The 18,674-nt window shown below is 48.9% G+C and carries 16 protein-coding genes and 4 tRNA genes; 16 read left to right on the top strand and 4 right to left on the bottom strand.

From position 1 onward, the window contains the following. Positions 1-16: 16 nt before the first annotated feature. From QCB44_RS05165 to QCB44_RS05145, 5 genes are all read left to right on the top strand, one after another. Positions 17-289, top strand: a complete 273-nt coding sequence (locus QCB44_RS05165; protein WP_279408322.1) for an HU family DNA-binding protein — start codon at positions 17-19, stop codon at positions 287-289. 149 nt (positions 290-438) lie between these two features. Then, a tRNA-Val gene (locus QCB44_RS05160) sits at positions 439-514 on the top strand. Between the two features lies 1 nt (position 515). Then, a tRNA-Asp gene (locus QCB44_RS05155) sits at positions 516-592 on the top strand. A 102-nt stretch (positions 593-694) separates the two neighbouring features. After that, positions 695-770: transfer RNA gene (locus tag QCB44_RS05150), tRNA-Val, on the top strand. Between the two features lie 8 nt (positions 771-778). Next, positions 779-855: transfer RNA gene (locus QCB44_RS05145), tRNA-Asp, on the top strand. A gap of 172 nt (positions 856-1,027) precedes the next feature. Here the strand turns inward: QCB44_RS05145 and QCB44_RS05140 are convergent. Beyond that, positions 1,028-1,807, bottom strand: coding sequence for an enoyl-ACP reductase (locus QCB44_RS05140; RefSeq protein WP_279408305.1), 780 nt, complete (start codon positions 1,805-1,807; stop codon positions 1,028-1,030). 149 nt (positions 1,808-1,956) lie between these two features. Here QCB44_RS05140 and QCB44_RS05135 point away from each other — a divergent pair, with 149 nt between their 5' ends. The 7 genes from QCB44_RS05135 to QCB44_RS05105 are packed head-to-tail and all read left to right on the top strand — an operon-like array spanning position 1,957 to position 9,868. After that, complete coding sequence (locus QCB44_RS05135) at positions 1,957-4,203, top strand: ABC transporter substrate-binding protein (protein ID WP_279408304.1); 2,247 nt, start codon at positions 1,957-1,959, stop codon at positions 4,201-4,203. Continuing rightward, positions 4,203-5,183 (top strand): ABC transporter permease, encoded by a 981-nt coding sequence (locus QCB44_RS05130; protein ID WP_279408301.1) that lies wholly within the window; start codon positions 4,203-4,205, stop codon positions 5,181-5,183. The genes QCB44_RS05135 and QCB44_RS05130 overlap by 1 nt, the downstream gene beginning before the upstream one ends. Continuing rightward, positions 5,180-6,523, top strand: coding sequence for an ABC transporter permease (locus tag QCB44_RS05125; RefSeq protein ID WP_279408300.1), 1,344 nt, complete (start codon positions 5,180-5,182; stop codon positions 6,521-6,523). The genes QCB44_RS05130 and QCB44_RS05125 overlap by 4 nt, the downstream gene beginning before the upstream one ends. Before the next feature lie 48 nt (positions 6,524-6,571). Next, positions 6,572-8,215, top strand: a complete 1,644-nt coding sequence (locus tag QCB44_RS05120) for a dipeptide ABC transporter ATP-binding protein (protein WP_279408299.1) — start codon at positions 6,572-6,574, stop codon at positions 8,213-8,215. 29 nt (positions 8,216-8,244) lie between these two features. Beyond that, positions 8,245-8,625, top strand: coding sequence for a hypothetical protein (locus QCB44_RS05115; protein WP_279408298.1), 381 nt, complete (start codon positions 8,245-8,247; stop codon positions 8,623-8,625). Positions 8,626-8,679: 54 nt separating this feature from the next. Next, on the top strand, positions 8,680-9,348 hold the full coding sequence (locus QCB44_RS05110) for a DUF502 domain-containing protein (protein ID WP_279408297.1): 669 nt from the start codon (positions 8,680-8,682) through the stop codon (positions 9,346-9,348). Continuing rightward, complete coding sequence (locus QCB44_RS05105; RefSeq protein WP_279408295.1) at positions 9,341-9,868, top strand: hypothetical protein; 528 nt, start codon at positions 9,341-9,343, stop codon at positions 9,866-9,868. The genes QCB44_RS05110 and QCB44_RS05105 overlap by 8 nt, the downstream gene beginning before the upstream one ends. Positions 9,869-9,918: 50 nt before the next feature. Here the strand turns inward: QCB44_RS05105 and QCB44_RS05100 are convergent, their stop codons facing one another. Genes QCB44_RS05100 through ubiG form a run of 3 tightly spaced genes read right to left on the bottom strand, consistent with a single transcriptional unit; the run spans position 9,919 to position 12,037 of the window. Continuing rightward, a complete protein-coding gene (locus tag QCB44_RS05100; protein ID WP_279408294.1) occupies positions 9,919-10,605 on the bottom strand; it encodes an SDR family NAD(P)-dependent oxidoreductase in 687 nt (228 codons plus the stop codon). Positions 10,606-10,639: 34 nt separating this feature from the next. Further along, entirely contained in the window at positions 10,640-11,314 is a 675-nt protein-coding gene (locus QCB44_RS05095) for an HAD-IA family hydrolase (protein WP_279408292.1), read from the bottom strand. 3 nt (positions 11,315-11,317) lie between these two features. After that, a complete protein-coding gene (ubiG, locus tag QCB44_RS05090) occupies positions 11,318-12,037 on the bottom strand; it encodes a bifunctional 2-polyprenyl-6-hydroxyphenol methylase/3-demethylubiquinol 3-O-methyltransferase UbiG (RefSeq protein ID WP_279408290.1) in 720 nt (239 codons plus the stop codon). A 445-nt stretch (positions 12,038-12,482) separates the two neighbouring features. On the opposite strand from ubiG, the gene gyrA reads away from it, so the two are divergent. From gyrA to hisC, 4 genes are all read left to right on the top strand, one after another. After that, on the top strand, positions 12,483-15,113 hold the full coding sequence (gyrA, locus tag QCB44_RS05085) for a DNA gyrase subunit A (protein WP_279408288.1): 2,631 nt from the start codon (positions 12,483-12,485) through the stop codon (positions 15,111-15,113). A 110-nt stretch (positions 15,114-15,223) separates the two neighbouring features. Continuing rightward, the gene (serC, locus tag QCB44_RS05080; protein ID WP_279408286.1) at positions 15,224-16,318 is read left to right on the top strand and encodes a 3-phosphoserine/phosphohydroxythreonine transaminase; all 1,095 of its coding nucleotides are present in this window, start codon (positions 15,224-15,226) and stop codon (positions 16,316-16,318) included. Between the two features lie 52 nt (positions 16,319-16,370). Beyond that, a complete protein-coding gene (gene pheA, locus QCB44_RS05075; protein ID WP_279408284.1) occupies positions 16,371-17,483 on the top strand; it encodes a prephenate dehydratase in 1,113 nt (370 codons plus the stop codon). Positions 17,484-17,529: 46 nt separating this feature from the next. Beyond that, a complete protein-coding gene (gene hisC / locus QCB44_RS05070; protein ID WP_279408283.1) occupies positions 17,530-18,660 on the top strand; it encodes a histidinol-phosphate transaminase in 1,131 nt (376 codons plus the stop codon). The last annotated feature ends 14 nt before the right edge of the window (positions 18,661-18,674 follow it).

Below are 18,674 nucleotides of genomic sequence, written 5' to 3'. Positions count from 1 at the left end.
TCATGGAGATAACACAATGAATAAAACTGAATTAGTAAGTGCAATTGCAGAAGAAGCTGGTCTAACTAAAGCGGATGCCGCTCGTGCATTGGATGCCACTGTATCAGCTATCACTGGTGCGCTAAGCAAAGGTGATTCTGTAGCGATCATCGGTTTTGGTACTTTCAAAGTTGGTGAGCGTTCTGCACGTACTGGTCGTAACCCTCAAACTGGTGCTGAAATGCAGATTCCTGCGGCTAAAGTACCTAAGTTCTCAGCAGGTAAAGCCCTAAAAGACGCTGTGAACTAAGATTCGTCAAAAATTTGTAAAAAAACAGACAAATTTAATTGACAAGTTCTCCCAACGCCCTATAATACGCCACATCAATTGAACGCAGCGTGAGACACGCCAAACGGCTTAACCACGCGGGTTGCAAGTAGGCAATCAGATGTTTAATTGGGTGATTAGCTCAGTTGGGAGAGCATCGCCCTTACAAGGCGAGGGTCACTGGTTCGAGCCCAGTATCACCCACCACGGAGCGGTAGTTCAGCTGGTTAGAATACCTGCCTGTCACGCAGGGGGTCGCGGGTTCGAATCCCGTCCGCTCCGCCATATTTAAAAGGTAGTTTATAACTGCCTTTTTTATTGCAAATCATCAGGAGTTTGCAATAGATAAACCGGATGCAATCTGTAAGACATTCCGGTTGTTATCCTGGGTGATTAGCTCAGTTGGGAGAGCATCGCCCTTACAAGGCGAGGGTCACTGGTTCGAGCCCAGTATCACCCACCATACAATTCGGAGCGGTAGTTCAGCTGGTTAGAATACCTGCCTGTCACGCAGGGGGTCGCGGGTTCGAATCCCGTCCGCTCCGCCATTATTTAAAAAGCCGCTAACGTTTTCGTTCGCGGCTTTTTTATTTCTGTTCTACAAGCCTAACCCCTTTGTTATGTACTTGAGTTATGCACTTGAATAGGCCTGTTGACTTTTAGTCGATATAAAAAAACCGCACTTGGTGCGGTTTTTTTTATTATTAAGCCGTCTCACTCTTAGTTGGAAGCGGTAATGTTGTATCCACCGTCTACGTAAGTGATTTCACCGGTAATTCCTGAAGCCAGATCCGAGCATAGGAAAGCTGAGGTATTTCCAACTTCTTCAATGGTGACATTGCGGCGTAACGGTGTAGAGGCGGCCGCTTTGTCCAGCATGGTACGGAAGTCTTTAATACCTGCAGCGGCCAGGGTACGGATTGGGCCGGCTGAGACGGCGTTAACGCGAATACCATCCTGTCCGAGGTCTGCTGCCAAGTAACGTACTGTCGCTTCCAGAGAAGCTTTGGCGATCCCCATGACGTTGTAATTTGGCACGGCACGTTCCGCGCCCAAGTAAGAAACCGTCAGAACCGATCCGTTGCGAGCTTTTAACATTTCGTAAGCGGCTTTGGTGCATGCGGTCAGGCTGTAAGCGGAAATGTCGTGGGCAATCTTGAAGCCTTCACGTGTCGAGGCGTCAATCATGCGACCTTCCAGTTCTTCACGCGGGGCAAAGGCAACCGAGTGGACCAAAATATCCAGACCGTCTGTCCAGGTTTTGCCCAGTTCGGCAAATACCGTTTCAATTTCGTCGTCTTTGGCCACATCCAGTGGCAGCACAATGGAGGAGCCTAGTTCTTCGGCGATTTTTTCTACACGCCCTTTGAGCTTCTCGTTTTGATAGGTTAAGGCGATTTCAGCCCCTTGTTCGTGCATTTGTTTGGCGATGCCGTAGGCGATGGATTTATTGTTGGCTACCCCAATAATCAGAGCTCTTTTTCCACTCAGAAATCCCATTTTGTTCTCCATTGTTGTATGACGTTTTTCGATTTTTGTAGGGGCATTATAACGCTAAATAAATTGAAATTATTCGCTATAATGGCAGTTCTTGATTTGAAAGATTACGGGAACTGGAGCAGCTGAGGGTGACGAAAGCAGAGTTTGGTGTGACACGTTTTTCATGGCGTACCCAATCCGTTCATGTTTTTACCCATTCCTGGCAGGTGCGTTTTTTAACGGTTGTACTGTTCTCTTGTTTTGCTACTTTGCTTGCAGGCTGCGAGAGAGGGTTGTGGAATCAGCCTTATCCGACTGAGCAGATTCGTTCATCCACCCTGTTTAGTTCCTTTTCCGAACCTCCAAAACATCTGGATCCGGTGGTTTCGTACAGTTCAAACGAGTGGGCGATCTTAGGACAGATCTATGAGCCGCCATTACAGTATCACTATCTAAAACAGCCTTATACGCTGGAGCCTCTTACTCTTAAAGCCATGCCGCAAATTCGCTATTTGGACGCTCAAGGTGAAGAAGTCACTGAAGAGGGCGAAGTCGTTTACAGTGAGTATCATTTGTTCATTAAACCTAATATCCGCTATCAACCGCATCCGGCGTTTGTGAAAAATCCTGATGGTTCTTTAAAGTACCTAGGGTTAACAGCAGAAGAACTGGAAGAAATTTCTTCTTTGACTGATTTTGAGCAGACCGCTACGCGTGAACTACAGGCTGAAGACTATGTTTATGCCATCAAGCGTATGGGGTTGCGCGCCAACCATTCACCGATCTTGGACTCGATGGCACACTACATTGTTGGTTTGCATGAGTATTCCGAAACCGTCAATGCGGATTATCAGGCCCGCATTAAGCAGGATGCGACAGCCAAAAATCGCTTTTTTGATCTGCGAGGCTATTCCATTAGTGGTGTTCAAGCTGTTGCTCCCGATCATTTGGTGATTCGTATTCACGGCAAGTACCCGCAGTTTTTATATTGGCTAAGCATGAATTTCTTTGCCCCGATCCCCTGGGAAGCGGTGCAGTTTTACAAGCAACCCGGCCTGATCGAAAAAAACATTACTTTGGATACGGCCCCTGTCGGCACCGGCCCCTATTGGCTGGTGGAAAATAATCCCAACAAACGCATGCGTCTTGCCGCTAATCCCAACTATCATGAGGACTTTTATCCAACAGACGGTTTGGCGGAAGGCGCGGATCCAAGCTTGCTGAACGATGCTGGAAAACGTCTGCCACTGATTAAAGAGGTAGTGTATTCACTGGAAAAAGAGAATGTGCCGTTATGGAATAAGTTTCTGCAGGGCTACTATGACGCCTCCGGCGTCAGTTCCGACAGTTTTGATCAGGCGGTTTCCGTGACCGTCGGAGGCGCTATGGAATTGACTTCAGAGATGCAGGAAAAAGGGATTCAGTTTTTGAGCATGGTGCAGCCGACGATTATGTATGTCGGCTTTAATATGGCTGATCCGGTGGTCGGTGGTTATACGTCAAAACAGCAGAAACTGAGACAGGCGTTAAGCATTGCGTTGAACTATGAGGAGTATATTTCGATTTTCCTTAATGGGCGAGGTATTCCGGCGCAAGGTCCGATTCCACCGGGGGTAAGCGGTTATCAAAGTGGACATGCGGGCATGAATTCTTATGTTTACGACTGGCACAATGGGCAAATGCAGCGTAAGACACTGGAAGAGGCAAAACGCTTGTTGGCCGAAGCGGGATATAAAGATGGACGCAATGCTGACGGCACGCCATTAACCCTCTATTTTGATACGCCGGCCACCGGACCGGACAGTAAAGCGATGCTGAACTGGTTCCGTAAGCAGTTTGCCAAGTTGGGTGTCGAGTTAGTGATTCGGGCTACCGACTATAATCGCTTCCAGGATAAAGTTCGTGGCGCCAAGGCGCAGATTTTTATGTGGGGATGGAACGCAGATTACCCGGATCCGGAGAACTTTTTGTTCCTGTTGTATGGCGGTAATGCGGCGATTCACACCAATGGTGCTGGGATTAACAGTGCCAACTATGATAATCCCGAATTCAATGCCTTGTTTGAGCGCATTAAAACCATGCCGCCGTCTGAAGAACGGATGCAACTGATCGAGCAAATGGTCAAAATTGCTCAGCAGGATGCGCCATGGGTGTGGGGGTTCCATCCAAAATCATTGGCGCTTTATCACGGCTGGTACCACAATGTGTGGGCCAACCCTTTGGCTAATAATACGCTCAAATACAAGCGGATTGATCCTGAAAGCCGTTTTGAAATGCAAAAACAGTGGAATCAGCCGGTGGTCTGGCCACTGGCACTGTTTGTTATGGTATTGGTGGGCAGTATTTATCCTCTGCTGCGTGCCTATCGCAATCGTCAAAGTGCAACCGTTAGGCATTCTGACGGAGGGAAGCGTTGATGTTTGCCTATATTGTGCGTCGTTTGCTGTTCGCGATTCCGATTCTGATCGGAGTGAATTTGATTACGTTTGCCTTGTTTTTTATGGTGAATACACCTGATGATATGGCGCGGGCGCAACTGGGAGCCAAACAGACCACGCCGGAGATGATTGAGGCCTGGAAAGTGGACCACGGTTATGACAAGCCGTTGTTTTACAATGCCGAATCACCAGGCCTGTCGAGTTTGACCGAGACCTTGTTTGTTGAGCAGTCGCTGAAGCTGTTTGTATTCGATTTTGGTCAGTCCGATTCCGGGCGGCAGATATCGGCGGATATTTATGAGCGTATGTGGCCGAGTCTGGCGCTGGCTTTGCCCACGTTCATCATCGGGCTGGTTACGAATATTGCCTTGGCGCTGCTGATTGTCTTGTTCCGCGGTTCAGTACTCGACAGTGTCACCATGATGGTGGCGGTGGCCATTATGTCAATTTCCGGTCTGTTTTACATCATTGCCGGGCAGGTGTTGTTCAGTAAAGTCTGGCACTGGGTGCCGATTTCCGGTTTTGAGAGCGGTTGGGACGGGCTTAAATTTCTGATTCTGCCGATCCTGATCGGGGTTTTTGCTGGTTTAGGCAGCGGCATGCGCTGGTATCGCAGCCTGTTTTTGGAAGAGATTCACAAGGACTATGTGCGTACTGCACGCGCCAAAGGGCTGTCGGAAATCAAAGTGCTGTTCGGCCACGTTTTGCAAAACGGGCTGTTGCCGATTTTAACCGGGGTGGTTGTGGTGATTCCAACGCTGTTTATGGGCAGCCTGATCATGGAGTCGTTTTTCGGCATTCCCGGCCTGGGCAGCTACACCATCGATGCGATCAACGCCCAGGACTTTTCGATTGTCAAAGCGATGGTGTTTCTGGGATCGGTGCTGTACATCATCGGCCTGATTCTCACCGATCTATCCTACACCTATTTTGATCCGAGAGTGAGGTTGAACGCATGAGTTTAACGTGGCTCTGGACGGATATCATGATTTGGGGTCTGGTGATCGCTTTGGCGATCTGGGGCCGGGTGATCAGTCAATCCCCGCAGGTCAAAAAGCAGTGGGTGCAGGTGTTCGCCTCCAAAGTGGCGATGGTGTCCGCCATCGTCTTGGTGTTTTATGTGCTGATTGCACTGTTGGATTCACTGCACTTTATTTTAGACGATGCAAGTGGCACGCATAGCCTGCTCGATCTGTTACTGGTGCACTTGGCGCAAAATGCGGAACGTACCTATTCGGCACCGTTTGCACTGGTGGAGTACAACCGCTCAATGCAGGTGTTGGAGAGTGGCGAAGTGGTGATGCAGCAGCTGCCGTTGATGCATGTCAATGGAGAGGTCTCGATTGCTTTGCACTCTTTATGGTCCTGGCTGGCCAGTAGCGCGATGACAGCGGTGTTGGTTGCTGGCCACTTGATCTGGCGAGCCAAGCATCATCGCCAGCCACTATTCTCTTATGCGAGCCAGGTGTGGCGCGGTGAAACTGTTTTGCCCTGGAAAACTGCTTATTTTGCCGTGTGGCTGGTGCTGGGGGTGCTTGTCTGGTTTTACTGGCTCAGCCATCACTATCATGTACTTGGAACCGACAAGGTCGGCGGAGATGTGCTGTATGAATCTTTGAAAAGTATCCGCACCGGAGTGCTGATTGGGGTATTGACCACTCTGGTGATGCTGCCGGTGGCCTTGCTGCTGGGAATTTCGGCAGGCCTGTTCAAAGGCTGGGTGGATGACGTGATTCAGTACCTCTATACCACGTTGAATTCAATTCCGGGCGTGCTGTTGATTGCAGCCGCCGTTTTGATGATGCAGGTGTTGATGAGCAATCATCCTGAGTGGTTTGCGACCACTGAGGAGCGTGCTGACGTGCGTCTGCTGTTCCTGGTGTTGATTTTAGGGATGACCAGCTGGACCGGTTTGTGCCGTCTGCTGCGTGCGGAAACCTTGAAGATCAGTCAGGTGGAGTACGTCACCTCAGCGCGTGCGTTCGGCGTCAGCCGCATGCGTATTATCGGCCGCCACATTCTACCTAATGTGATGCATATTGTATTGATTGCCGTGGTGCTTGATTTCAGCGGTCTGGTTCTGGCTGAAGCGGTACTGTCGTATGTTGGCGTCGGGGTGGATCCGACGATGCACAGCTGGGGGAATATGATCAACCAGGCACGATTAGAAATGGCGCGCGAACCGATGGTGTGGTGGTCACTGCTGGCGGCGTTTCTGTTTATGTTTGTTTTGGTGTTGGCGGCCAACCTGTTTTCCGACCGGGTGCAATGGGTACTGAATCCGAAAAGTCATAAATAGAAGGCCTCGGTTGGTGGTTAAAAATTTCGTTTAAGGTAAAACAGAATCATGAAATCCAAGATGCAGACATCGCAAACCGTTTTAGAGGTTCGCAACCTTCAGGTTAAGGTAGGGGAGACCTCTCTGATCAAAGGCATTGATTTTGAAATTAAAGGCGGTGAAATTTTTGCACTGGTGGGAGAGTCTGGCAGTGGCAAATCCTTGACCAGTCTGGCGATTATGCGCTTGCTGCCGGAAGCTTTGCAGGTGAGTGGCGGGGAGATCCATCTTAACGGCCGAGCATTGTTTCCGTTGCCGGAATTTGAGATGCAGAGGGTCAGAGGGCGTCAGGTGGCGATGATTTTTCAGGAACCGATGACCTCACTGAATCCGGTGATGAAGGTGGGGGAGCAGGTGGCTGAAGTATTGCGTGTTCACTTGAACCTGGATCGTAAGGCTGCGCGTAATCGCGTTGTCGAGCTGTTTGAAGAGGTGGGCATTCCGGAAGCAACAAGTCGCTATGACTGGTATCCGCACCAGCTTTCCGGTGGTCAGAAGCAACGGGTGATGATCGCCATGGCGCTGGCTTGCGAACCGGACCTGTTGATTGCCGATGAACCGACGACGGCCTTGGATGTGACCATTCAGGCTCAGGTATTGGAACTGCTTAAGCAGTTAAGGGCGAAGCGAGGTCTGTCCATTTTGTTTATCACGCATGATATGGGTGTGGTGAATGAGATGGCGGATCGTATTGCGGTGATGCAGCACGGTAAAATTGTCGAGCAAGCCGAAAAAAACGCCTTTTTTGCTCATCCGCAACATCCCTATACCCAAAAGCTTCTAGCCGATGCGGTGCCTAAAGGGGCGCGCAAATTTGAACAGCCCAACGCCCCTCTGTTACAAGTGGCGGATTTGAAAGTGCATTTTCCGATTAAAAAAGGCCTTTTTCAGCGTACCGTCGGTTATGTCAAAGCGGTTGACGGTGTGACTTTAAGCATTCCTAAAGGACAAACCCTGGCGTTGGTAGGCGAATCGGGCAGCGGCAAAAGCACGATCGGCCAAGCCATTTTGAAGTTGGTGGATGCCACCGCCGGGCAGGTTGCTTTATTGCAGAACGGCGATGAATCGATCGATCTGACCAAACTGAACGAACGTCATATGCGCCCATTGCGCAAAAAAGTGCAGGTGATTTTTCAGGATCCGTTTTCCGCTTTGAATCCGCGGATGACGGTCTGTGACATTATCCGCGAGGGGATGACGAGTTTGAAGGTTGGTCCGCAAGACAGAGCGGAGCAAGAAAAACGCATTGAATCCCTGTTGGAGCAGGTTGGCCTTGCGGCGGAGCATAAACACCGCTATCCGCACGAATTTTCCGGCGGCCAGCGCCAACGTATCGGCATTGCACGTGCCTTGGCGGTGGAACCGGAATTGATTATTTGTGACGAACCGACCAGTGCCTTGGACGTTTCGGTCCGTGCTCAGGTGTTGGCACTGCTGGAAGAGTTGCAGCAAACCTATCAGATGTCGTATCTGTTCATCACTCATGACCTGTCGATTATTCCGGGAATTGCCCACCAGGTCGCGGTGATGCAACAGGGCAAAATCGTCGAACAGGGGCGTGTGGATGAGGTGATGCAACGGCCGCAACATCCCTATACGCAAAAGCTGCTGAATTCGGCACCGAAGTTGGTAAAACAGATGCTCACGGCTTGATACAGGTCGCCGGTACACTGGAGGAGGATATGTGGACCTATTTTTTTGCCTGGTTTCCCATGGTGTTGATGGCGATTGCGAATGGCATACTGCGCCAGTCGGTGCTGGAAAAACGGTTTGCACCATTACGAGCCCATCAGATTTCATCCTTGACGGGGGTGTTTCTGTTTTATGTTTATACGCACTGGTTGCACCAGTCCTGGCCGATTGGATCGATTGGTCAGGCCTGGCAAATCGGGGCGATGTGGTTGGTGATGACGCTAGTGTTTGAGTTTGGATTCGGTCACTGGGTAGTCAAGCACAGTTGGCAAACCCTGTTGCATGACTACAACCTGTTCCAGGGGCGGGTCTGGCCGTTGGTTTTGTTGGCGGTTCTGCTACTGCCTTATGCGGTCTATCAAGGGCTTTAACCTTTAAAGATTTCAAGTTGAAACGGAACAGGTCTGCTCAGCTTGGGAAAGGAAATGAAACGCATGTTTGGTTTTATCAGTCGTAATATTTTGACCGGCTTGATTACCGTGCTACCGGTAGTGTTGACCGTCTATCTGTTTTATTGGCTGGCGGTGTCGGCAGAGTCCTGGTTGGGCGAGAGCCTGCGCGCCTTTTTTCCGGAGGCGCATTACTGGCCGGGCATGGGAGTAATAGCAGGCCTGATTGTTCTGTTTTTGATCGGGGTGTTGATGCATGCCTATGTAGTGCGTGTTCTGTTCAATAAGCTGGAAGCCCTGTTGGCGCGTTTGCCGGTTGTGAAACCCATTTATCGTGCAATGCGTGATTTTTTTGATTATTTTAAGCCGCATGAGGAGCAGGAGTACTCCCAGGTCGTAGCGGTCAATTTCGGCGCCGAAGGTCAGGCTGGGATCAAAGCGATCGGGTTTGTGACCCAGGCGTTGCCGGAAAAATTGCCCGAAGGGTTCAACGACGACGATAGTGTACTGGTTTACCTGCCGTTAAGTTATATGATTGGCGGGTACGCAGTGTTGGTGCCGCGTTCTGCATTAACACCGTTGGATATGAGTATGGAAGAAGCGATGCGTTTTGCGCTCACGGCCGGGGTCACCTCTTCTGATTCTTCGAAGGCAAGGCCGAGTAAACGATCACTTAAAGAAAACAAAGGAAGCGTAGGTGGTTAATTATTTAACCGATTTGTTGGGATGTTTTTTAAGAAAGCCGCAGAAACAGATTGTTCATTTGTTGAATGAAATCAAAGAGCAGCGCTTAGCAAATATCAAGCTTAAAGAGCAGGTTAAGTTGTTACAGTCTCAATTGGCCGCGGAACAGGTGGCTGAGCGTTTGGGAGACAAGATACTCACCATTTATCGAATCTATTACGCGTTTAACTATGAGCAGATTCGGCAGCGTGTATTACAGCAAATCCCGCAGAGTCGTTACGATAAAAAAGGCGAACGGGTTGTGTTTCGGTTTCCTGAACTCAAACAGTTTGAGTTTTCCTACAGCCAGCTTTCAGGAAAGCCGCTGTTTACGGTGACTGGAAAGGACGAATACGAAGGGTTTTCGGTTTCCATTCAGGCGACTACCGGATGGCGATATGAGCTGGAGAACCGGAGTTCGGATCAGCAAAACCGGGATATTGAAAACTTGGCAAGGGTTTTAAAGCGCAAGTATGACGCCAAAAAATTAACCGATTTTTAATCGGTTTTCGTTCGCGAAGCCTTGGTCGGATTTACCGCTGAGTGCGGTTGTTAATGCAGTTTGAATACATTCTCGGAATTCAGTCCTTGCAAGACAATTTCCAGAATGTGTTCGGCTATGGTTTCTGGCTGTGGCAAACCCATCGGGTTTTCGCCAGGGAAAAGACGCCCTCGGGTTTCAGAGGCAAATGCCGGCAGTTTAGCCAAATAAAATTCGGTTGAGGCGGCCGGGTTTTCCGCCGCCAAGCTTTTCATCATTTGTTCCAGTCCCGCCTTGGCCACGCCATAAGCACCGTAGAAAGCCGGGTTTTGATCAAAATTGACATCGCTGATGGCAGCCAGTTTCCCCTGTTTTGATTCTGCCAGTAATGGCAGAGTGTTTTGAATCAGGTGGAAATTGGCGTTGAGGTTGGTGTGCAAGACTTCGTACCACTGCTGGTAGTCAAAATGCGCGATGGGGGTGAAGGCCGGTAGCAGTGCGGCGTTAAGAAACACACCATCCAGGTGACCATACTGGTCATGCAAAATGCGCTGCATCTCTTTGTAGTGGTCGATGTTGGCACCAAGCAGATCTATAGGGTAGAGCGCCACCAATTCGGAATTGAGTTCATCATAGAGTGCATTCAGGGCTTTTTGGTCCTTGTCTAGCAGGATCACTTCATGTCCTGCGGCAACCAACTGGGTGCTTAACGCTTTGCCAAGTCCTTTGGCGGCTCCGGTGATTAGATAGATGCTCATGGTTTTACTCGTTTGAATGATGGGGGGGATCGGGTTAATTGGCTGAAGGTATTTCCAGCTGATTGATATAGCGGCTGATTTCGACTGGAGTATGAAAGAACAGGTCCGCCGGCCAGGCCTGATCCGTTTCATGTTCCGGAAGATAGCCAAACAGGGCGGCGCCGGTCTGCATGCCGGCATTAATGCCGGCTTCAATGTCACGCGGATGGTCACCGATGTAAAGACAGTGTTCCGGTTTCATGCCACACTGTTCTGCAGCCAAGTGCATCGGTTCCGGGTTGGGTTTACGAACCGCTAGCGTGTCACCGCTGACAACGCTTAATGGCGCGGATGGAAACACAATGTGTTCCAGCAGTTTTTCCGTTAGCCAGGCCGGTTTGTTGGTGACGATGCCCCAGGGAATCCGACGCTCTGCCAAAATCTGCAAGCCATTGAGCAGGCCTGGAAAAATTTGCGTGTGGTTGGCGATATTTTCAAAGTAGATTTTAAGGAAATGCTGGCGCTTCTCCTCGAGTGCTTCACCGCTCAAATCCGGAAAGCCCAGTTGCGTCATGGCTAGTCCGCCTTGGGAAACCGTTTTACGGATATCCTGATAGCGTAACGGCGGCCGAGCGAAGTCTTGCAATGTTTGGTTAAGCGCATAGGCAAAATCATAAGAGGTGTCCAGCAAAGTGCCGTCCAGATCAAACAGAATGCATTGTACACTCATTCGTTAGAGTCCCTTTTGGTAGGCTAGCAGGTAGTTAATCTCTACGTCTTCGGATAAACCATATCGGTTTAACAGAGGGTTGAATTCAATTCCCGCACTGCCACGAAGATAGAGGTTGGCGTGGCGCGCCATGGCGTCCAGTTCGGCCGGAGTGATGAATTTGTCGTAAGTATGAGTGCCTTCCGGTACCACTTTTAGCACCTTTTCTGCAGCGAGGATAGCGAGCAGATAGGCTTTATAATTACGATTCAAGGTCGAGAAAAAGACCCAGCCACCGGGTTTGACACTGTCTGCCGCCGCTTGAACGATCGAGGCGGGGTCAGGAACGTGTTCAAGCATCTCCATGCAGGTCACAATATCGTGTTTTTCCGCATGGTCATGCGCATAGGCTTCCGCCGAGATCAGCTGGTAATCGACCTTAATACCGGAATCCAAACCGTGCAATTTGGCCACCGTCAATACCTCTTCGGCCAGATCGATCCCGGTGACGGTTGCACCACTTTGTGCCAGTGCTTCCGAGAGAATGCCACCGCCACAACCGATGTCCAAACAACTGTTGTTTTTGATGGCGGTAAAGCGCTCAATAAATTCCAAGCGAAATGGATTGATCTTATGCAGGGCGGCAAAATCGCCTTCCATATCCCACCAGGTGTTAGACAGGCGGTTGAAGTTGTCTAATTCAGCCTGATCGGCATTGCCGGCTTTAAACGTGGATTCACTCATAGGAAAACTCTTTAAGGTGTTTGGATGTATTGTGCAGCTAGGCCCTAAACCCTAGACCCGATGATCCGCATTTCAGTACGTAGCAGGCCTGTTAAGTTTGTTGCGAGTTTCACAATGCAAAGGACTGGAATCCCGCAGGCTAAGTCCCTTATATAAAAGGGAAGGCACAATCAAATATGGTCGGAAATTATACCTTTTTAAGGTGTTTTCTGTGGTCTTAATTTCTATGTAGCCGGGCAGGTTTTTTAAAAGATTCCGGCTTCGCTTTTTTACGAATATTTTTTAAGTGGTTATAAGACAGATTAATCCACTGGTGGAATGAGGGAAATAAGCCTTGTAAACCGCTTGTGGCGCCTTAAGCGGGATGATGAATAATGTCGCTTTAAACGAAGAGTTTGGTTATAATGTTGGCTTTATTATGAGTTAAAAATAGATTGGATGATTGATGTCTGAGTTCGCACGTGAAATTATTCCCATTTCGTTAGAAGAGGAAATGGAGCAATCCTATCTCAGTTATGCCATGAGCGTAATTGTGGGGCGGGCACTTCCCGATGTAAGAGACGGTTTAAAGCCGGTACACCGTCGTGTTTTATACGCGATGAACGAATTGAGCAACGATTACAATAAACCGTATAAAAAATCGGCGCGTATCGTCGGGGATGTCATCGGTAAATACCACCCGCACGGTGACACGGCCGTTTATGACACAATCGTCCGTATGGCACAGCCTTTCTCGCTGCGTTATATGTTGGTTGATGGACAGGGTAACTTCGGTTCGGTGGACGGAGATTCGCCGGCCGCGATGCGTTATACCGAAATCCGTATGGCGAAAATCGCTCACCATCTATTGGCCGACTTGGATAAAGAAACGGTTAACTTTGCTGAGAACTATGACGGTTCTGAAAGCGAACCGGTTGTTCTGCCAACTCGCATTCCTAATCTTCTGGTAAACGGTTCTTCCGGGATTGCGGTGGGGATGGCAACAAATATTCCGCCACATAACCTCACTGAAACGGTTAATGCCTGTCTCGCTTATATCGATAATCCTCAAATTGATATTGCTGGGTTGATGGAACATCTTCCTGGTCCGGATTTTCCGACGCACGGTATTATTAACGGCACCAAGGGGATTCGCGAAGCCTACGAAACCGGGCGCGGTCGCGTGCAAATTCGCGCTAAAACCAGTGTTGAGACCGATAAAAGTGGCAAGAGCCAGATTGTCGTCAATGAAATTCCTTATCAGGTGAATAAGGCCCGCTTGATTGAGCGTATTGCCGAACTGGTTAAGGAGAAGAAAATCGAAGGCATTACCGGTCTGCGTGACGAGTCGGATAAAGACGGTATGCGCATCGTCATTGAACTGCGCAGAGGTGAGGTACCGGAGGTCATTATCAATAACCTTTACAAGCAGACTGCGATGCAAACCGTTTTCGGTATTAACATGGTGGCGTTGATTGATGGTCAGCCTAAGCTTCTGAACTTAAAAGAAGTGATTGAAGCTTTTGTGAAGCATCGTCGTGAAGTGGTGACGCGGCGCACGATTTTCGATCTGCGTAAGGCTCGCGAGAAAGCACATATCTTAGAAGGTTTGACCATCGCGTTGAACAACATCGACGAAATGATCGAGCTGATTAAAGCTTCTCCAAGTCCAGCTGTGGCGAAAGAGCGCATGCTGGAGAAATCCTGGACCATCGGTTCCGTTCTGGATTATCTGGAACGTGTCGACATGAGTGACATTCGCCCGGAAGATTTGCCGGAAGGTTTTGGATCGGAAGGCGATGTTTACAAGTTGTCGCCGGCACAGGCGCAAGCGATTCTGGAGATGCGTCTACACCGTTTGACCGGTCTGGAGCAGGACAAAATTGTTGAAGAATACAAAGGTCTGATCGAGAAGATTACGGAATTCCTGGAAATTCTGCGCAACCCGGATCGTTTGACTGAAGTGGTTAAAGAAGAGTTACAGGAAGTGATCGAATCGTTCGGTGACGGACGTCGCACTGAGATCGATTACAGTTACCAGGACCTGGATGCCGAAGATTTGATTGCAGTTGAAGACCGTATTGTGACTCTGTCGCAAGACGGTTACATCAAAACGCAGCCATTGAGCGATTATCGTGCTCAGAAACGCGGCGGGCGCGGTAAGTCGGCCACGGCAATGAAAGAAGAAGACGAAGTCGGGCAAATTTTTGTTGCCAGTACGCACGATATGCTGCTGTGTTTTTCTAACCGCGGTAAGCTCTATTGGCAAAAAACCTGGCAGTTACCACTGGCGAGCCGTGGCAGCCGGGGTAAACCGATCGTGAATGTGCTGCCTTTGGAAGAGGGCGAATACATTACTTCGGTATTGCCTGTCGATGAGTTTGATGAACAGCGTGTGGTCTTTATGGCAACACGTAATTCAGTGGTTAAACGTGTTGCACTGAAAGACTTCTCTCGCCCACGTGCCAATGGGATTATTGCGGTGGATCTGTTGGACGATGATGAACTGGTCGGGACCGCCTTAACCGACGGTAATCAAGATGTGATGCTGTTTAGCAATGTCGGAAAAGCGATCCGTTTCAAAGAAAGTGATGTCCGAGTCATGGGGCGAACGGCGCGTGGTGTTCGTGGTATGAAGTTACCGGAAGGCGCGCATGTGATCAGTATGCAGATCGCTCAGCCTGACTCGTTGATTTTGACTGCGACCGCTAACGGTTTCGGTAAGTGTACGCCGGTTGAAGATTATTCAACGATCAATCGTGGTGGTCAAGGTGTGATTTCGATTAAAACCACTGAACGAAATGGCGATGTGGTCTCGTCGGTTTCGGTGACGCCAGAGCAAGAAATTGTGTTGATTACCAATAAGGGGACTTTGGTGCGCACCCGTGTCGCAGAAGTCTCAGTGGTCGGTCGAAATACCCAAGGGGTAAAACTGATCAATGTCGGCAAAGGCGAGCAGGTTGTAGGCTTGGCCGTGGTCGATATCGAAGAGGAAGATGATGAGCCGGCAGAGATGTCGGAAGAATCATCTAATCCGGAGACTGTTCAAGATTCTGAACAGGCTGCTGACTCAACGAGTGCAGATGAGTCTGAATAAGTTCAGTTGTTTTTAACATCCTGAAATGATCAAGGGTGATCGCGGTCAATGGATCGGGTCGCCCTGTTTTTTATGCAAAGTATTAACAAGCTTAAGGAAGCCAGAAAAGAATGACACGTGCTTTTAATTTCAGTGCTGGGCCAGCCATGTTGCCTGAGGCCGTCATGCGTAAAGCGTCTGCTGAGTTTTTAAATTGGAATCAGACCGGGATGTCGGTGATGGAGATGAGTCATCGCAGTAAAGAGTACATGGAGGTTGCCCAAAAAATGGAAGCAGATTTGCGCGATGTCATGGAAATTCCGGATAATTATAAAGTGCTGTTTATTCACGGTGGCGCTTCTTTGCAGTTTGCGGCGATTCCGCTTAACCTGACTCAGGCCGGAGATACCGTGGATTATTTCAATACCGGCGTCTGGTCAACCAAGGCGATTAAAGAAGCCAGTCGATATGTGAATGTGAATACAGTCGCCGGAGGCGATGAAACAAATCCAACCGCATTACCGCCACAATCTGAATGGCGTTTCAGTGAAGACGCTAAATACATTCATATCTGTTCCAACGAAACGATCACTGGCCTTGAATTTAAAGAAGAAGATCTGGAGCCCATTTTTGCCCAAGGCAAACCGGTCATTGCGGATATGTCGTCCAATATTATGTGTCGTCCGGTTGATGTCAGTAAATACGGTATGATCTATGCCGGTGCACAGAAAAATATCGGGCCGGCTGGGCTGGCCATCGTCATTGTTAGAGAAGATTTGATCGGTCAAGCGCGCGAGATCACTCCAACCCTGTTGAATTGGGAAACTTACGCTAATAATGAGTCGATGTTTAACACTCCGGCGACGTTTGCCTGGTATTTGGCCGGGTTGGTATTTGAGTGGTTGAAGGAGATCGGCGGCGTGTCCGAAATTGCCAAGATCAACCAGTCTAAAGCACAAAAACTGTACGATTTTATCGATGCCTCCGATTTTTATTCCAACCGTATTGAGCCAAAAAACCGTTCCTGGATGAATGTGACATTTCGTTTGGCAAAAAGCGAATTGGATAGCGTATTTTTGGAAGAGACGAAGTCGGCAGGCCTGCTCAGTTTGAAAGGGCATAAGGCTTTTGGCGGTATGCGTGCCAGCATCTACAACGCCATGCCAGAAGCCGGTGTGGATGCGTTAATTGAGTTTATGCGCAAGTTTGAGGCACAACACGCTTAATTTAAAAGCGACTTTCCTTTGCCACCTAATCGATAAAAGAACTATTGAACTGATGACAGACACGAAACAGACAGACGAACAGCAGCAGTTGACCGAAATTCGTAACCAGATTGATGCCATTGATGCGCAAATTCAGGAGTTGATCGGTCAACGGGCGGCGTGCGCACAGAAAGTGGCCGATATTAAAACTAAAGGCGGAAAAGTGGAAGCGGTTTTTTATCGTCCAGAACGCGAAGCACAGGTGCTCCGTGCGGTAAAGGAACGTAATCACAGTTTGCTTCCGGATAATGAAATGGCACGTTTGTTTAGAGAAATTATGTCCGCCTGTCTGGCGTTAGAGCAGCCGATTTCTGTCGCTTATTTAGGTCCCGAGGGCAGTTATTCGCATGCCAGTGTCATTAAACAATTTGGTTCTTCTGCTCATCCATTAGCGGTTTCGTCGATTGAAGAAGTGTTTGCGACAGTTGAGAAGGGGGATGCTAATTACGGCATCGTTCCGGTTGAAAACTCTTCCGAAGGTGTGGTGAAAGCCACTGAAAATGAGTTAATTCATACTAAACTGACGGTTTCTGGTGAAGTGGATCTGGCGATTCATCATTGCTTGCTTTCGAAAAGTTCGGAAGTTGAGTCAGTGCGCAAGGTGGTGGCGCATAGTCAGGCGTTGGGGCAGTGTCAGCAGTGGTTGAAAAACAATATGCCGTGGGCAGAATTAGAGGCGGTGGATTCCAATGCGCTGGCTGCTAAGATGGCGCAAGAGGAATCCGGTTTAGCGGCAATTGCTTCCGAACAGGCGGCGCAACTTTATAGTTTGAATATTTTGGAATCGAATATCGAAGATCGTCGTGATAATACCACCAAGTTCTGGGTGATTGGCCGTGAGATGACTCAACCGAGCGGGCAAGATAAGACGGCGATGATTGTATCGATTGCCAATAAAGCGGGTGCTTTATTGGAGTTGCTATCTTGTTTCTCCAAGCGAGATATCAGTATGACGCGCATTGTTTCTCGGCCGGCTACGGATAAAAAATGGGATTACCTCTTTTTTATTGACGTTTTAGGGCACCGGGAGGATGAGAATGTGCGTGAAGCCTTGCAAGAGGTGGAAGAAAAAGCGGCTTTCTTTAAGTTGTTAGGTTCGTTCCCTGTTTCCCCATTTGATGCTTGATGCTTTCTAGCTGATTGCTGTTTTTAATGTTTTCGTGAGTGTGATAATGACATTCCATTCCCAACTTTTTTGTGACCGTGTGCAGCCACAAATACTCAATATTTCTCCTTATATTCCGGGAAAACCGATCACAGAGCTTCAGCGTGAGCTTGGCTTGACCCGAATCTCAAAGCTGGCTTCCAATGAAAATCCGTTGGGCGCCAGCCCGAAAGTGACTGAAGCGATTCATAACGAACTCAAAGAGATTGCGCGTTATCCCGACGGCAGTGCCTACGCCTTAAAGCAGGTGTTGGCGAATTTTCTGCGGGTAAAAGAGGCGCAACTGGTGATCGGTAATGGTTCCAATGAGCTATTAGAGCTTGCTGCACGCGTTTTTGCCGGGCCTGGTGATGAAATTGTCTATTCGCAATACGGGTTTGCAGTTTATCCGATTTCGGCCCAGGTGGTAGGAGCGACCGGAGTGGAAGTGCCGGCAGACGGATTCGGTCATGATTTACAAGCCATGTTGGGTGCCATTACCGATAAAACAAAACTGGTGTATATTGCGAATCCGAATAACCCGACCGGGACTGTATTTGGCAGGATGGAATGGGAAGCTTTTATTGAGCAAGTTCCACAGAATGTGGTTGTGGTACTGGATGAGGCTTATTTGGAATTTTGTGAAGATGCGGATTATCCAAATGGTTTGAACTATCTTGATGATTACCCAAATTTATTGGTGTCCAGAACCTTCTCAAAAGCTTACGGTCTAGCGTCGCTACGGATTGGATATATGGCTGGATGTGAAGAAATTATTCAGTATATCAATCAGTTGAGAGCCCCTTTTAATGTCAATTATTACGCCCAGGTGGCAGCGATCGCTGCCATTGAAGATCAAGAGTTTGTTCAACAAGCTGTTGAGGTGAACCGCAAAGGAATGTTGCAAATTTGTTCAGCATTAGATGCGCTGGGGTTGAGTTACATTCCTTCCGCCGGTAATTTTGTTTGTGTGCGTTTTGAAGATCGCTGCGGTGGCGGTCAAGCAGATCTCGCCGCGAAAGTGAATCATGCATTGCTGCAGCAAGGAGTGATTGTCCGTCCGGTCGCCAATTATGGTATGGCTGAATACCTTCGCATCTCGATCGGCACCAAGGAAGAGAATACTCATTTGATTGAAGCACTCGAGGCGGTGCTTTAATACTTAAATAGAAT

The organism is Thiomicrorhabdus sp. zzn3, from assembly GCF_029767755.1.
Taxonomy (GTDB): domain Bacteria; phylum Pseudomonadota; class Gammaproteobacteria; order Thiomicrospirales; family Thiomicrospiraceae; genus Thiomicrorhabdus.
The sequence above is the reverse complement of the archived record's forward strand: the minus strand, read 5'-3'. Positions and strand labels throughout refer to the sequence as shown.

Excerpts from the sequence above, each read along its gene's own strand:
- QCB44_RS05165 (WP_279408322.1), top strand. The coding sequence starts at position 17 with ATGAATAAAACTGAATTAGTAAGTGCAATTGCAGAAGAAGCTGGTCTA.
- QCB44_RS05140 (WP_279408305.1), bottom strand. The coding sequence starts at position 1,807 with ATGGGATTTCTGAGTGGAAAAAGAGCTCTGATTATTGGGGTAGCCAAC.
- QCB44_RS05130 (WP_279408301.1), top strand. The coding sequence starts at position 4,203 with ATGTTTGCCTATATTGTGCGTCGTTTGCTGTTCGCGATTCCGATTCTG.
- QCB44_RS05125 (WP_279408300.1), top strand. The coding sequence starts at position 5,180 with ATGAGTTTAACGTGGCTCTGGACGGATATCATGATTTGGGGTCTGGTG.
- QCB44_RS05120 (WP_279408299.1), top strand. The coding sequence starts at position 6,572 with ATGAAATCCAAGATGCAGACATCGCAAACCGTTTTAGAGGTTCGCAAC.
- QCB44_RS05115 (WP_279408298.1), top strand. The coding sequence starts at position 8,245 with ATGTGGACCTATTTTTTTGCCTGGTTTCCCATGGTGTTGATGGCGATT.
- QCB44_RS05110 (WP_279408297.1), top strand. The coding sequence starts at position 8,680 with ATGAAACGCATGTTTGGTTTTATCAGTCGTAATATTTTGACCGGCTTG.
- QCB44_RS05100 (WP_279408294.1), bottom strand. The coding sequence starts at position 10,605 with ATGAGCATCTATCTAATCACCGGAGCCGCCAAAGGACTTGGCAAAGCG.
- QCB44_RS05095 (WP_279408292.1), bottom strand. The coding sequence starts at position 11,314 with ATGAGTGTACAATGCATTCTGTTTGATCTGGACGGCACTTTGCTGGAC.
- ubiG (WP_279408290.1), bottom strand. The coding sequence starts at position 12,037 with ATGAGTGAATCCACGTTTAAAGCCGGCAATGCCGATCAGGCTGAATTA.
- gyrA (WP_279408288.1), top strand. The coding sequence starts at position 12,483 with ATGTCTGAGTTCGCACGTGAAATTATTCCCATTTCGTTAGAAGAGGAA.
- serC (WP_279408286.1), top strand. The coding sequence starts at position 15,224 with ATGACACGTGCTTTTAATTTCAGTGCTGGGCCAGCCATGTTGCCTGAG.
- pheA (WP_279408284.1), top strand. The coding sequence starts at position 16,371 with ATGACAGACACGAAACAGACAGACGAACAGCAGCAGTTGACCGAAATT.
- hisC (WP_279408283.1), top strand. The coding sequence starts at position 17,530 with ATGACATTCCATTCCCAACTTTTTTGTGACCGTGTGCAGCCACAAATA.